The sequence below is a fragment of the Flectobacillus longus genome (genome assembly GCF_030056705.1).
In the GTDB taxonomy this organism is placed as follows: domain Bacteria; phylum Bacteroidota; class Bacteroidia; order Cytophagales; family Spirosomataceae; genus Flectobacillus; species Flectobacillus longus.
In genome coordinates this window covers 102,317-116,848 of record NZ_JASHIC010000025.1, presented here as the reverse complement: position 1 = coordinate 116,848, position 14,532 = coordinate 102,317, and the positions used below count along the sequence as shown (strand labels likewise).

12 protein-coding genes and 1 tRNA gene are annotated in these 14,532 nt (G+C 38.2%); 10 read left to right on the top strand and 3 right to left on the bottom strand.

Translation table 11 applies throughout. The annotated features are described in order from the left end of the window. Window positions 1–89 precede the first annotated feature (89 nt). The 9 genes from QM491_RS18710 (at window position 90) to QM491_RS18670 (ending at window position 7,814) form a co-directional block, all read left to right on the top strand. Window positions 90–605, top strand: coding sequence for an ExbD/TolR family protein (locus QM491_RS18710; RefSeq protein WP_095167523.1), 516 nt, complete (start codon window positions 90–92; stop codon window positions 603–605). 129 nt (window positions 606–734) lie between these two features. Further along, the gene (locus tag QM491_RS18705; protein WP_283329064.1) at window positions 735–1,571 is read left to right on the top strand and encodes an energy transducer TonB; all 837 of its coding nucleotides are present in this window, start codon (window positions 735–737) and stop codon (window positions 1,569–1,571) included. Window positions 1,572–1,656: 85 nt separating this feature from the next. Next, window positions 1,657–1,938: a hypothetical protein gene (locus QM491_RS18700; protein WP_283329063.1), complete on the top strand. Its 282-nt coding sequence runs from the start codon at window positions 1,657–1,659 to the stop codon at window positions 1,936–1,938. Between the two features lie 141 nt (window positions 1,939–2,079). After that, the gene (locus QM491_RS18695; protein ID WP_283329062.1) at window positions 2,080–3,042 is read left to right on the top strand and encodes a PstS family phosphate ABC transporter substrate-binding protein; all 963 of its coding nucleotides are present in this window, start codon (window positions 2,080–2,082) and stop codon (window positions 3,040–3,042) included. Between the two features lie 273 nt (window positions 3,043–3,315). Continuing rightward, a complete protein-coding gene (locus QM491_RS18690; RefSeq protein ID WP_283329061.1) occupies window positions 3,316–5,022 on the top strand; it encodes a tetratricopeptide repeat protein in 1,707 nt (568 codons plus the stop codon). A gap of 107 nt (window positions 5,023–5,129) precedes the next feature. After that, on the top strand, window positions 5,130–5,906 hold the full coding sequence (locus QM491_RS18685; protein WP_283329060.1) for an SDR family NAD(P)-dependent oxidoreductase: 777 nt from the start codon (window positions 5,130–5,132) through the stop codon (window positions 5,904–5,906). 8 nt (window positions 5,907–5,914) lie between these two features. Next, window positions 5,915–6,808 carry a PPK2 family polyphosphate kinase gene (locus QM491_RS18680; RefSeq protein ID WP_283329059.1) on the top strand — a complete coding sequence of 298 codons (894 nt, stop codon included), beginning with the start codon at window positions 5,915–5,917 and terminating at the stop codon, window positions 6,806–6,808. Window positions 6,809–6,997: 189 nt separating this feature from the next. Beyond that, window positions 6,998–7,717 carry an RluA family pseudouridine synthase gene (locus tag QM491_RS18675; protein ID WP_095166956.1) on the top strand — a complete coding sequence of 240 codons (720 nt, stop codon included), beginning with the start codon at window positions 6,998–7,000 and terminating at the stop codon, window positions 7,715–7,717. Window positions 7,718–7,742: 25 nt separating this feature from the next. Further along, window positions 7,743–7,814, top strand: a tRNA-Arg gene (locus QM491_RS18670). 421 nt (window positions 7,815–8,235) lie between these two features. Here the strand turns inward: QM491_RS18670 and rocD are convergent. Next, on the bottom strand, window positions 8,236–9,492 hold the full coding sequence (gene rocD, locus QM491_RS18665) for an ornithine--oxo-acid transaminase (protein ID WP_283329058.1): 1,257 nt from the start codon (window positions 9,490–9,492) through the stop codon (window positions 8,236–8,238). A gap of 465 nt (window positions 9,493–9,957) precedes the next feature. On the opposite strand from rocD, the gene QM491_RS18660 reads away from it, so the two are divergent. Continuing rightward, window positions 9,958–10,128, top strand: a complete 171-nt coding sequence (locus tag QM491_RS18660; protein ID WP_166549828.1) for a C1orf53 family protein — start codon at window positions 9,958–9,960, stop codon at window positions 10,126–10,128. A 241-nt stretch (window positions 10,129–10,369) separates the two neighbouring features. Here the strand turns inward: QM491_RS18660 and QM491_RS18655 are convergent, their stop codons facing one another. Continuing rightward, on the bottom strand, window positions 10,370–11,545 hold the full coding sequence (locus QM491_RS18655; RefSeq protein WP_283329057.1) for an acetyl-CoA C-acyltransferase: 1,176 nt from the start codon (window positions 11,543–11,545) through the stop codon (window positions 10,370–10,372). Between the two features lie 235 nt (window positions 11,546–11,780). Further along, window positions 11,781–14,180, bottom strand: a complete 2,400-nt coding sequence (locus tag QM491_RS18650) for a 3-hydroxyacyl-CoA dehydrogenase/enoyl-CoA hydratase family protein (RefSeq protein WP_283329056.1) — start codon at window positions 14,178–14,180, stop codon at window positions 11,781–11,783. Window positions 14,181–14,532: the final 352 nt, after the last annotated feature.

Genomic DNA, 14,532 nt, shown 5'->3' with positions numbered 1-14,532 from the left:
CCTGCCCTGCATTGTGGGGTAGGGTACTCATAACCTTCGAAGCAACTAGATTGATATCCTATTAACAACATTAAAACTACTCAACGACTATGGCAGAAATAGACCAGTCCGGTGGGGGTAAGAAAGGTGGTAAAAAGCGTAGTAAGAAAGCGTCTACCAAGATTGACATGACGCCAATGGTAGACTTAGGTTTCTTGCTGATCACATTCTTCATGCTAACAACTACGTTGGCTAAGCCCGTGACAATGCAGCTTAGTATGCCTGATAAAACTGAGACAAAGGAAACATCTCCTGTAAAAGCATCGGAAACACTTACTGTGTTGCCAGATGAAAATAAAGTTTACTACTATCAAGGTAAACCAGGTGATGCGACAACAGTCGTTCAAGTAACTGACTACTCAGATCAAGGTATCAGACAAGTACTATTTAGATTAAAAAAGCAAGTCGGACAAAACTTTACCATCGTTATCAAGGCTACTAAAGGTGCTAAGTATAAAAATATGGTGGATTTGCTCGATGAGTGTGCAATTACTGATAACAAGCGTTATGCTCTTCTTGAAATTACTCCTATTGATGAGGAAATGGTGAAGAAATCAGGAAAATAATTAAGCACACCAATGAAATTAAAATAAAACTAATGAAATAGTTGTATAACTAATTAAATAGTTTTATCTTAGTTCTGTGGTTCTGAAAACAATAAAAGAATTTCAACAGAGTTAACAAAACGAGAAAATATGTCAAACGTAATTAGCCCTAATGCAACGCTTGACGACATAATTTTTAAGGATAAGAATAAGGAATACGGTGCTTATTTTTTGAGAAAGAATTATCAAGCTGTCGTCAAGAGGTCAGTAATGATAGGTTCTGCTCTTTTCGCTGGTGCGCTTGCTCTACCGTTTATTATTAGCAGCTTGACTCCAAAAGACAATGAAAAGACAGAGGTGATTGCAGAGGTGATGAAAGTGGCTGAACCTCCGAAAAAATCGGATACACCACCACCACCACCACCGCCACCACCGCCACCACCAAAAGATATTCCGAAAGTAACAACTACAAAGTTCTTACCTCCGGAAATCAAGCGTGATGAAGAGGTACAAAAACCTGAGCCTCCACCAGAGGTAGATAACATTAAAGGTAATACTGCAACAGAAAGCGTTAAAGGTAATACTGATGATATCGCTCCTCCAGTGGATCCAGATGCAAGACCTGCTAAAGAAGAAGCTCCAGTTGAACCACCGAAACCAGTTGAAGAAGAAATCTTTACTGCGGTAGAACAACAAGCAGAATTCCCTGGTGGTATTCCTGCTTTTGCAAAATTCTTGCAGAAAAACCTTAAATACCCTGCTGCTGCACAACGTGCTAACGTTCAAGGTAAAGTTTACGTTCAGTTCGTTGTAAACACTGATGGTTCAATCCAAGGTGTTGAAGTATTGAAATCAGTAGGTTTTGGTTGCGATGAAGAAGCTGTTCGCGTAATCAAAATGGTTCCTAAATGGAACCCTGGTAAGCAGTCTGGACGTCCAGTTCGTTCAAGATTTACAGTGCCTATCAACTTCGTATTATCGGAGTAGTATGCATTATTATAGTCTTTATTAGTATGAAACCTGTCAGGAAACTGGCAGGTTTCATTTTTAGAGGGACTTAAATTTTTGAAAGATGCCAAAAAGAGATTCACAAAAGTATTATTCCATATCAGTAATTATTATTGCTGGACTGATGTCTGTAGCCTATATATGCATTGGGATTTTCTTAATCATTGTGCCAGATTCAGCATTTGCACAGGTATTTTTTCCAAGTATAAAATGGTCTTATGCTTGGGGAGCAATTCTTATCATCTATGGTTTGTATAGAGGATACAGAGCGATTGAAAAATATAAAGAAGATACAGAGGAAGAGAAAGAAGAGGATGAGTATCGTTATTATGACAATAAGAAGTGATAGGGCTTATTGCCGATGCAGATAAGCATTGCTCATGACAAAGTAAAACTTTGTTAATGATAGTTAATGGAATTAGATTATTCAAAGAAAATATATAGATGCATCTAGGTGCTTCGTTAATATTATAAATCTCAAAAAGCGATGAAAAAGTATATTAAGTTTGTTTCAGCTCTTGGTGTACTCGGTGCCTTAGTTTCTTCTTGTGGATACGTAGGCAACCACCCAAATGAAAATGCACCTACTGATACGCCTGCAAAAGGAGAAATAACAGTGGCAGTAGACGAGTCTTTTCAGAATATTTTAGATGCAGAAAAGTATGCTTTTGAACAGGGTTATAAATATACCAAAATCAATGTAGTGTATAAGCCCGAAACAGAAGCTATCAATATGATGCTAAATGATAAGGCTAGACTAGTAGTAGTAGCAAGAGAGTTGACGGAGAAAGAAAAGAAGGTTTTTGAAGATGACCGTACTGTGTATCGTAGCTATAAATTTGCAGGAGATGCTTTGGCTTTGATTACAAATAAAGCAAATACGGATACATTGATTACAGTCAAGGATGTAGAAGCTATAATGAAAGGTAAGATCAAAAAATGGTCTGAATTTGGAAAAGGGGGAGCAAATCAAGAAGTCGTGTTAGTATTTGATAATTCTAACTCAAGTAACCTTACTTTCTTGATGGATAAATTTGGTATCGGTAAAAAAGATAAAGTTCCTTTTTTTGCTATGAAGTCTAATAAAGAAGTAATTGAGTACGTAAAGTCACACAAAAATGCGATTGGCGTAATTGGTACCAACTGGATTAGCGATGGAGACGACCCTGCTTCGTTAGGGTTTATTAAAGATATAAATGTGATGTCGGTCACTGATAAAGCAAACCCAACAAAAGAGGATTATTATCAACCATTTGGCTATAATTTAGCTCTAAAAAAGTATCCTTTAACTCGTGTGATTAAGTGCATATTGAAAGAATCGCACATGGGATTAGGTACTGGCTTTATTAATTATATGTGTATGGACCAGGGTCAGTTAATTGTCTTAAAAGGGGGGCTATTACCATTGACAAGACCAATTCAAATTCGTACAGTAAAAATTGGAGAATAGTGTCTTTGTATCAAAATGATAATTCACTCATTTGATTGACAATGAAAAGTTAAAGAAATTTTAAGACCTTTTTAATAAATCTTATATTCTGGTTATAAAGAATAAAATTTTGCCTTTTTATTGGAAATTTTAATTTAATTTTGTCTTAGAAGTTTAAAAAGAAACAATGTAGAGATTCTAAGGGTACTCATTTTATTAAAAACCTTCTGAAAAAACTAAATCAAATAAAATTATTTATTCATTAATCTTAATCCCAACTAACTAATTACACAAATGAAAGTAAAGATGAAATCTCTGTTGGTGGCTGTTAGTTTACTGTTTGCAGGTGCTGCAAATGCGCAAACAGTACAGCAAGGTTTGTCGCAGTTGGATGGAGACCAGCCAAGTAAAGCGAAGGCGACTTTTGAGAGCTTGGTAGCGGCTGCTCCGACGGCAGAGAACCAATTCTATTTAGGTTATTATAATTTGCGTGTAGGCCATCTTGATGCTGCGAAAGCTGCTTTCGAAAAAGGTTTGACTGTTGATGCTAAAAACCCACTAAATGCAGTTGGTTTGGCTGCTATCAAAGTTGCCAATCATAAAGTAGCTGAGGCAAAAGTTGATTTTGATAAAATCATTGCTGATACAAAATCAAAAAATGCAGATGTATTGTTCCGTATTGCTGAAGCTTATGTAATGTTCTATGACGTAAACAACGGCGAAGAAGCAAACAAAGGAAACAATGACCCAGCTGAAGCTATTCGTTTGATTGATATGATTCCTGAAAAAACAAAAGTGAAGGAATTGACAGTTGAAATGAATACCGTTAAAGGAGATGCGTTCCTTATCAAGAACGATGGTGGTCCAGCGGTTTCTGCTTATGAGCAAGCTAACTTCAAAGAGAAAAGTGCTAAGTTATATACAAAAATTGGTGTAGTTTATCTTCGTGGTAAAAACTACCAATATGCTGTAAACTCTTACCAAAGTGCTATTGAAACTGACTCTAACTACGCTCCAATTTACAAGCGTTTTGGTGAATACTACAATATCTTCAACCGTTACAAAGACGCTTCTAAATATTACAGAAAGTATGTTAGTAAAGCTGAAGCTAGCCCAATGATTTTATTGAGTACTGCTAAATTATTATTCTTAGCAAAAGACTATACAGGTTCAATGGACTTTACTAGTCAAGCTGAAGCAGGTGGTGCAAAAGACAATGATATTTATCGTATGAAAGGTTATTCATTCATCGAATTGAACAAATGCCAAGAGGGTATCAACAACCTTGAGCAAATGGTAAAAGCTGGTGTAAAACCTTACTACTTAGATAACGTATATTTCGCAAAAGGTTATCAATGTTTGAACAACGACTCATTAGCAGTTCACTATTTTGAACAAGCGGCTCCGTTAGATACTAACAACAACCACCACTTGTCAATCTACTCGATTCGTTACAAGCAAAAGAGATACGCACATGCTGCTGACGCTGCATTCAAATCAATCGAATGGAAAGCTAACAAGAAATTGCAAGCTACTTCTGGTGACTGGTACAACGCTGCATTAGCATACTACTTTGCTGCTGCATATACGCCAAAAACAGATTCAGTAAACCGTGTTAGTTTGGCAATGAAAGGTGATACTGCTTTTGCTAAAGCTATTGGAATTAACGCTAAATGGCCTCCATTCTTCTTGTTCCGTGCACGTACAAATAACTTGATTGACTATAGTGGCGATAAGTGGTTATCTGTACCTTACTATGAGCAATATTTGACAGTAATTGATGCACTTAAAGCAGAAAACTCAACTACTTACAAAGAGAAGAAAGACGATACTTACGAAGCGCTTCGTTATTTGTCAGGTTACTACTTGACAGTATCTAAAGATACCGTAAAAGCTGAAGATGCTATCAAAAAAGCACTTGCTATCAAACCTGAAGATCCAGATGGTTTGAGATCAATGTTGCCAGGTGCAACTCCTGCAACTCCAGCTCCTAAAAAATAATTTTAGGTAAATTATTTAAACGAAGCCCTGCCATTTGGTGGGGCTTTGTTAATTTTGGGGGATTGCATTTTGTATAAAATCAGATTCAACCGACTATTCACACAATTATGTCATACGCATTGATTACAGGTGCCAGTAAAGGTATCGGAAAAGAAATTGCAGCAGAACTTGCTAGCAGAAAATACAATCTCCTATTGATAGCTCGCTCTGAAGAACTGCTTCAAAAAGTGGCTTCTGAACTAAAATCTCGTTATAAAGTAGAAGTTGATTACCTAGCGATTGATTTAGCTCAAATTGGGGTAGCTCAACAAGTATATGATTGGGTAAATGCCAAACAATACGAAGTGTCGGTGTTAGTAAATAACGCAGGATATGGCCTAGTAGGTCCATTAGGACATTATTCGATTGAAAAAAATCGCGATATGATGACCTTGAATATGCTTACTTTGACAGAAATGTGCCAAACATTTTTGCCTATGTTGAAGCGTCAATCTAAGTCATATATCATGAATATTGCTAGCTCAACAGCTTATCAGGCATTGCCTCACATGGCGATTTACGCAGCCACAAAGGTTTTTGTCCTCAATTTCACCAGAGCTTTAAAACATGAACTAGACGGTACTTCGGTTTCAGTAACGGCTATTAGCCCAGGTTCAACTGCTACTGATTTCAACGATAGAGCAGAGGTAGGAGAGAAAGCCTTGAAAGCAGCAGAAAAAGTAATGATGACGCCAACGGAAGTAGCACAAATCGCCGTAAAATCAATGTTTGATGGTTCTACTGAAGTTGTAACAGGGTTTATCAACAAATTGGGGGCTTTTATGGCTTGGTTAGCACCTAAATCAATTACCGAAAAAGTAGCAAAAGGTATTTACGAAAAATAAACAACACTATGGCAAAGCCTGAAATGAAAGACTTTAGTTTTGATGGAAATGGCAACTTATCTATCAAAAAACTTCCTACCAAAATCGAAGATTTGTATGTTGATGAGACTGACTATTTAGCTCAATTATCTGAACTACATAAGAAAATCGACAAGCTTCAATCGCGTATGTATGCGCATGGTAGGTATGGAATGGTAATTATATTTCAGGCTTTGGATGCCGCTGGAAAAGATGGCACTATCAAAGCGGTCTTTTCTGGAATCAATCCTGCGGGTATCGTAGTTCATAGTTTTAAACGACCTTCCGCTGAGGAACTCGACCATGATTTTATGTGGAGAAGTATGCTCAAAATGCCTCAAAGAGGGCAATTAGCCATCCATAATCGTTCGTATTATGAAGAGGTGTTGGTGGTAAAAGTTCATCCCTCGATTTTACTCGAAGGACAACGTTTACCTGAAGAACAAACCAAAAACTTGGAAAAAGTGTGGGAGGAACGTTATGATTCAATCAAACATTATGAAAAACATTTGCACCAGAATGGATTTGAGGTAGTCAAATTCTTTTTGAATGTTTCGAAAAAAGAACAAAGCAAACGTTTAATCGAACGAATCGAAGACCCCGATAAAAACTGGAAGTTTGAGGAGCAGGATGTCAAAGAAAGAGAGTTTTGGAAAGAATATCATGAGGCCTATCAAGAGCTAGTCGATCATACTGCAACCGAGCATTCGCCATGGTATGTGATTCCTGCTGATGATAAAAAGAATATGCGTTTGATGGTAGCGCAGGTCATTCATGACCGATTAAGCAAGCTGAAAATGGAATATCCTGCTAGTTCACCAGAGCGCCATGAGTTTTTACAAAGCTTGATAGCCACCATCAAAAAACAAGAAGCAGAAGATTAAAATATCATATTACCGAAGGTGCAGGATGTTTCTTGCACCTTTTTTAGCTTTAAAAGGGGGCATTTTAAAAGAAAATACAAACTGTTTCAGGAACATACCTAGAGTTTGCAAAAAAAGTAGGAACTTTGCACTATTGTCTAATCGTTTGATTATCGGCTCATATTGAGTCTACTAATATTTTATTTTTTTATGCGCATTAATTTCAAAGATATAATTCTTTTCGAAAACGACGACTTCATAGTTATAAATAAACCACCTTATATTTCATCTCTCGACGAGCGTCAGGCTGATAACTCACAGAGTATTTTGCGATTAGCAAAAGAATATTCTGATGATGCCCAACTAGCTCACCGACTTGATAAAGAAACATCTGGTATTTTGGCTATTGCTAAAAACCCTGCGGCATATCGTCATTTGTCAATGCAATTTGAACATCGTCAGGTCGCTAAACGCTACCACGCAGTAGCAAATGGTATCCATGATTTAGATATGATTTCGGTGTATTTGCCTATCGCCCAGAAGCGTGATGGTACTCAAGTGGTGATTGACCGTCAGAAAGGTAAAGAAGCCGAGACGATTTTTAACACTATCAAGGTATATCGCAAACATACCCTAATTGAATGTATGCCCATTACTGGTCGTATGCACCAAATTAGGATTCACTTGGCTTGTTTGAAAGCTCCAATTGTAAGCGATCCAACTTATGGAGGCGACACGCTATATCTCTCAGATTTGAAGAGAGGTTTTAACCTTAAAAAAAATACAGACGAACTTCCTTTAATGAAACGTGTGGCATTGCATGCACATTCGTTGACTTTTAATCTGATGGATGGCGAACGTATCACAGTCGAAGCGCCATACCCTAAAGATTTCGAGGTTTTGGTGAAACAGTTAGAGAAGTTTTCTTAATTTTGCGACGCTAAAATTTTGGTAAGGCTCCGTAGTTCAATGGATAGAATGTGGGTTTCCGGTACCTAAGATGCAGGTTCGATTCCTGCCGGGGCTACAAATAAAGACGTAATCATTTGATATGAAAAGTATTGAGTGGTTACGTTTTTTTTGTGAGAGTAATGAAATTAAAGCTGAAAAGATTGATTTATCCCGAATTTCGTGATGTAGTTAAATATAATCTATGCAACACCAGTATAGACTCAATTCTTTACGTCTATAACATGATTAATCCCGAATTTTAGAATTGGGCTTATTCCACAAGCTTTTGGGACACGACTATGTTAGATACGCCTTAGCTTAAGCCGCAATCATTGCGTTTCTACTGCTAGAAGATAAATTTTAAATTAATCAATAATTTGTTCAATCACTAAATTAAACTAAAGACCATTATTTGAGACTTAATCAATTGTGAGTGTAAAATTTGATAATTAAAAATTTACACTCACAATTCACAACTCATCATTCAGCACTAGTATTTATTTCCACTCCAAAATTACTTTTTCAATAATTGAACAAGCATCGTCCATTTGAGTTTCGGTAATAACCAATGGAGGGGCAAAGCGAATCTTGTTACCGTGTGTTGGTTTGGCTAATAATCCTTTTTCTTTAAAAGCCATACACAAGTTCCAAGCCGTTTCGCTTTCTTCTGTATCGTTAATTTCGATGGCATTTAACAAGCCTTTTCCTCTTACTTCAGTGATTAAGTCTGGGCGTTGGTTTTTGAGTTGAGTCATCCTTTCTCTGAAAAGCAGTCCCATCGCCTCAGCATTTTCGGCAAGTTTTTCATCTTTTACTACTTGTAAAGCTGCCATTGTTACGGCACATGCCAATGGATTACCACCATAAGTAGAGCCATGCTCGCCTGGCTTAATAGTCAACATGATTTCGTCACGACACAAAACCGCAGATACAGGATAGGTACCTCCCGATAGCGCCTTTCCTAATATCAAAATATCTGGTTGGAAGCCTTCATGATCACAAGCGAGACGTTTGCCTGTTCGGGCAATTCCCGTTTGAACTTCATCAGCAATGAACAGTACATTATGTTCACGACATAATTCAAAGGCTTTTTTGAGGTATCCTTCTTCTGGAACAACAACACCTGCTTCGCCTTGAATAGGCTCTACCATAAAGCTAGCTACATTTGGGTCTTTGAGGGCCTCAGCCAGTGCCTCTAAATCGTTGTAAGGAATGATTTCATAACCTGGCAACAAAGGACCGTAATCGTTATAACTCGAAGGATCAGTAGAGGCCGAGATAGCCGCAATTGTACGTCCCCAGAAATTACCCGATGCGTAAAGCGTTTTAGCCTGATTTTGTGGGATACCTTTTACTTTGTACGCCCATTTACGGGTCAATTTTAAGGCTGTTTCACCACCTTCTGCCCCTGAGTTCATCATCAATACTTTGTCATAACCAAAGTATTCACACAAATATTTTTCACAAAGTCCTAATTGGTTATTGTAAAAAGCACGAGAGGTAAGGGTTAATTTCTGTGCCTGCTCTATCATTGCTTGTACAATTTTTGGGTGACAGTGCCCTTGGTTTACAGCACTATAAGCCGAGAGAAAATCGAAATACGGGCGATTTTCTACATCCCAAACAAAAACACCTTGACCACGCTCCAATACTACAGGCATTGGGTGATAGTTATGAGCACCATAATGGTCTTCAAGCGTGATAGCAAATTCGGTGGCTGTTAGTTCTTCTGTGTATTTTTCTGAAATGTTCATTGTCGTAATTCTTTAAGGTAAAAAGGTTATCAGATAACAGTGTGTCTGTTAGTGTTGTCTTTTTACAAATGATTTTAAAATAAAGAAATGACAAAATCGACTACCGTTGAATCACAACATAGTCTTTTGCCTAAAGTATCAAAACTTTAGAAGAGTATTACACAGCAGAAAAAAGCCAGATGACGTAGATGAGTAACGTGGAAGATTCTAGTATTCGATGGATTTTACAGAAATGCCCATAAAGTGCGCTCGTCGTGAGAGGAGGGCACATTGCTTTTATGTTAGTTCGATATGTAAAATTGCTTGGCATGACTTTTACAAAAATACAATATTTTGAACATTTTGCTTAAACTATAGGTTGGAAAGTTGAAATCAAAAAACAGGTTATTAACGAATAAATCAATAAAAAGAACCACGAAGGAAACCTATTATTGTCTTGGACGCTGTTAACTTTGACCCTTGAATATGAAAAATGAAGAAAAGATAAAGGCTAATCGAGGATTGGAACCAGAGGATTATTACTTGAATGAACAGGGATTTATGGTATTTACGAAGGAATACCACCTGAAGAGAGGATATTGTTGTAAAAACGGCTGTAAACATTGTCCGTATGGGTTTAAGAGAAAGCCAATGTAAACAGAAACGGTATATTCCTATTCAATAGGAGTCCTCTCGAATTTTGGGATAATTTTAAATAGAGACCTCTTATACTTTCCCCAATAGGGTGCGACTTAAGTCGCACCCTATTGGGGAAAAAAAGCACTCAAATACTAGATATTTATTGACTATTAATCAAAAGAGGTGTTCGAAAATCAGATTTCGAACACCTCTTTGATATTATCTTTTAAAAAAATCTATTCTATGCTTTCTAGCTTCTTTACAAAAGCTCATAAATACCTGCTACACCTTGTCCACCACCAACACAAGCAGTTACCATACCATATTTTTGGTTACGACGACGCATTTCATTGAATAGTTGAACCGACAAACGAGCTCCTGTTGAACCTAGTGCGTGTCCTAAGGCAATAGCACCACCGTTTGGATTGAGTTTACTTGGGTCGATGTCCAAGGTACGAACTACAGCCAGCGCTTGAGCCGCAAAAGCTTCATTCAGTTCGATTTGGTCAATATCGTTTAACGACAAACCAGCTTGCTTAAGGGCTTTAGGTACTGCAAATACAGGGCCGATACCCATAATACGAGGTTCGCAACCCGCAGTGGCATACGACAGCATACGAGCAATAGGCTTCAGATTAAGCTCATTCACCATTTTTTCAGACATGACCATTACAAAAGCAGCGCCATCTGAAGTCTGAGAAGAGTTACCTGCCGTAACCGAACCACCTGCTGCAAAAACAGGTTTGAGTTTGCCAAGGGCTTCTACACTGGTATCTGCGCGAGGTCCTTCGTCTTTATTGAAGACCGATTCTTTCGTTTTCTTTTTGCCTGAATTAGCATCAAAAAAAGTTTCTTTGATGGTAATAGGTACAATTTCAGGGTCAAACAAACCAGCTTGTTGAGCCGCAATGGCTTTTTGATGCGAGGCATACGCAAAAGCATCTTGATCTTCACGACTGATATTATATTGATTAGCTACTTGCTCGGCTGTAAGTCCCATTCCGATGTAATAATCAGGCGTTTTCTGAGCAATATCAAAGTTGAGAGCCGTCTTATAGCCCATTACTGGTACCAATGACATAGACTCTACACCACCCGCAATGATACAATCGGCCATACCTGCTGAGATTTTAGCTGCAGCAATAGCGATAGCTTCTACACCTGAGCCACAATAGCGATTGATGGTAAAACCTGAAACTTCTTTAGGCAATGACAATAGCGCTACATAACGCCCAATTTGCATTCCTTGTTCGGCCTCTGGTACGGCATTGCCCACAATAACATCATCCACACGAACTGGGTCTAATTGTGGAAGAGTTGATAAAATATGTTTAATTACCTCGGCACCAAGTTCGTCAGGACGAGTGAATCTAAGTGTACCTTTTGGAGCTTTTCCTACTGCTGTACGATAGCCCGCAACGATATATGCATTCATGGTTTGATTCTGGATTTTGAATAAGAAAAATGAAATTAGGCAATAAGCTGTAGGCATTAAGCAAAAAAGGTATTCATGATTTTTTAGAAAAACGCTTATACTTTTAGCTTATGGCATATAGCTTAATGCCTATTACGGGTAAAAATAAGTTGAATTAATTGTTGAGATAAAATATTGTGAATTATGATTTTATATTCATAACTCACCACTCGCAATTCTACATTCATACTCCCTCTTAATTTCTAAGCGGTTTTCCTCCATTAAGAAGGCTTTGGATGCGCTCCAAGGTCTTACGCTCGCCTGAGAGTGATAAAAATGCCTCACGCTCAAGATCAAGAAGGTATTGCTCCGTTACATTTTGTGGATAACTCAAGTCTCCTCCGCAAATGGCATAAGCCAATTTGTTGGCAATCTTGGCATCGTGTTCAGAGATATATTTACCCATTAACATTGAGGTAATACCTGCTTTAAACAACGCGATACCTGCTTTTCCTTGAACTCTGATGTCGTTACGTTGTTTAGGTTGGGTATAACCAGCTTCTGCTAACTCTATGGCAGCATGTTTGGCATCGGCTATCAAACGACTGCGATTGAGCACAACCTCGTCGCCACGACGGAAATAGTTCATGTCAAATGCTTCATAACCCGAAGTACTTACTTTGGCTGTCGCAATGTTCATGAAGGCTGATTGCAAAATATTGAGCTCTGGGTCACCAGCTTTGTAGAGGTCAGAACAGCGTAGTGCCATTTCTTTGGTACCGCCACCCGCAGGAATTAAACCTACACCCACTTCTACAAGACCAATATAAGTTTCGGCTGCTGCTACCACACGGTCAGCGTGTAAGGTAATTTCGCAACCACCACCAAGTGCAAGCGTATGAGGTGCGACTACAACAGGAATCGACGAGTAACGAACGCGCATCATGGTCTGCTGGAATTGCGCAATCATGAGGTTTACTTCGTCAAACTCTTGTTCGACAGCATACATAAATAGCATGGCTAAGTTGGCACCTGCCGAAAATGCTTCGGTACTATCATTACCAATCACCAAACCACGGAAATCTTTTTCTGCTAGATTGATAGCTTTGTGAACGCCCTCAATAACTCCCGCTCCAAACGTATTCATTTTTGAGCGGAACTCTAAACCAAGAATTCCATCCCCTAAATCATAAATATGACTTTCGCCGTTTTTCCAAACGATACCATCTGAGAGGTTTTCAAGAATAATAAATGATTCTGTACCTGGGATAAGCTTGTAGCTTTTGCTTGGAATATCGTAGTAAAGACGCTTGCCACCCTCTTTTTTATAGAATGAGTTTACGCCACTTTCAATCATCTCATGAACCCATGAGGCAGGTTCCATGCCTTCGGCTTTCATGAGTTCTAGACCTTTTTGCAAACCTAGGGCGTCCCATGTTTCGAAAATGCCCATTTCCCAACCAAAACCTGCGCAAATGGCAGCATCGATGCGATATAGCTCGTCAGCAATTTCTGGAATGCGATAGGTAACATATCTAAAACCATCCAAAATGGTTTTACGATAAAACTCTCCAGCTTTGCCTTTATCTGCTAACAATACAGCAAAACGGTCTTTTAAAGCTAGAGATTTTGTTTTTTCGAAAACATCGAATTTTACTTTTTGAGAAGGTTCATATTCAAAAGTTTGAAGGTTTAAAGCCAAAATTTCTGACTTACCACCAGCACCTTTGATTTTCTTGTAAAAACCTTGACCCGTTTTGTCACCTAGCCATTTGTTTTCCTGAAGTTTTTTAATCATTTCTGGTAAAACAAAAGCATCTCTTGACTCGTCATGCGTGAGTGCCGCATATAGGTTGTTTGAAACGTTAATCGTAGTATCCAAGCCGACCAAGTCAGACAAACGGAAAGTTCCTGATTTAGGACGACCTACGACTACCGAAGTCAGCTTATCTACCTCCTCAACTGTCAAGCCCATTTCGGCCACTACTTGCATGGTTTTCATCATGCTGTAAACACCTACACGGTTGGCAATAAAAGCAGGGGTATCTTTACATAATACGGTAGTTTTTCCTAAAAATCTATCACCATAGTGCATCAAGAAGTCTACCACACTACTATCCGTCTGAGGTGTTGGAATTACTTCCAATAGCTTCAAATAGCGAGGAGGATTAAAGAAGTGCGTTCCGCAAAAATGTTTTTGGAAATCTTCAGAACGACCTTCTGCCATCAAATGAATCGGAATACCCGATGTATTTGAGGTAATTAGCGTGCCGGGCTTACGAAGAGCATCTACTTTTTCGAAAAGACTCTTTTTAATGGCTAAGTTTTCTACAATGACCTCAATCACCCAATCATAATTCTTGATTTCGGCGAGATTATCATCGAAGTTGCCAAGCTTGACACGGTTAGCAAATGCCGTAGAATAGAGTGCGGCAGGATTAGCTTTGAGCGTATTCTGAAATGCCTCATTGACAATACGATTACGTACCGCAGGCGATTCTAAAGTAAGACCTTTCGCTTTTTCAGCATCGTTGGGTTCACGAGGAACGATGTCTAACAAGAGCACCTCGCATCCAATATTGGCAAAGTGGCAGGCAATACGGCTTCCCATGATGCCTGACCCTAACACAGCTACTTTCTTGATTGAACGGTTCATTGTAATATGTTTATGAGATTTTGATTCGATAGGTAAAGTTAAAGAAAAATAAAATTGTTATGCAAGCATACTATTTTATTTTTTTCTTTGAATTGTTATATTTTATAAAAATGACCTTCAAATGCTTCCAAAAGCTCAAATGTTTGACAAAGCGAATATGATAAATGAGGACTGAATAAAATATATTTATAAAATAGCATTTGATAGTATATAAATAACTTTGTCCCTGTTCTCTTTTACTTTATGGATAATTTATAGCGATGATGTAAAAATATTGTTATGAAATATACATTTGGGCATAGGTTTTGTGACATATTTTATGGTTATTATTCATCGATAGGCTTACTCTGAA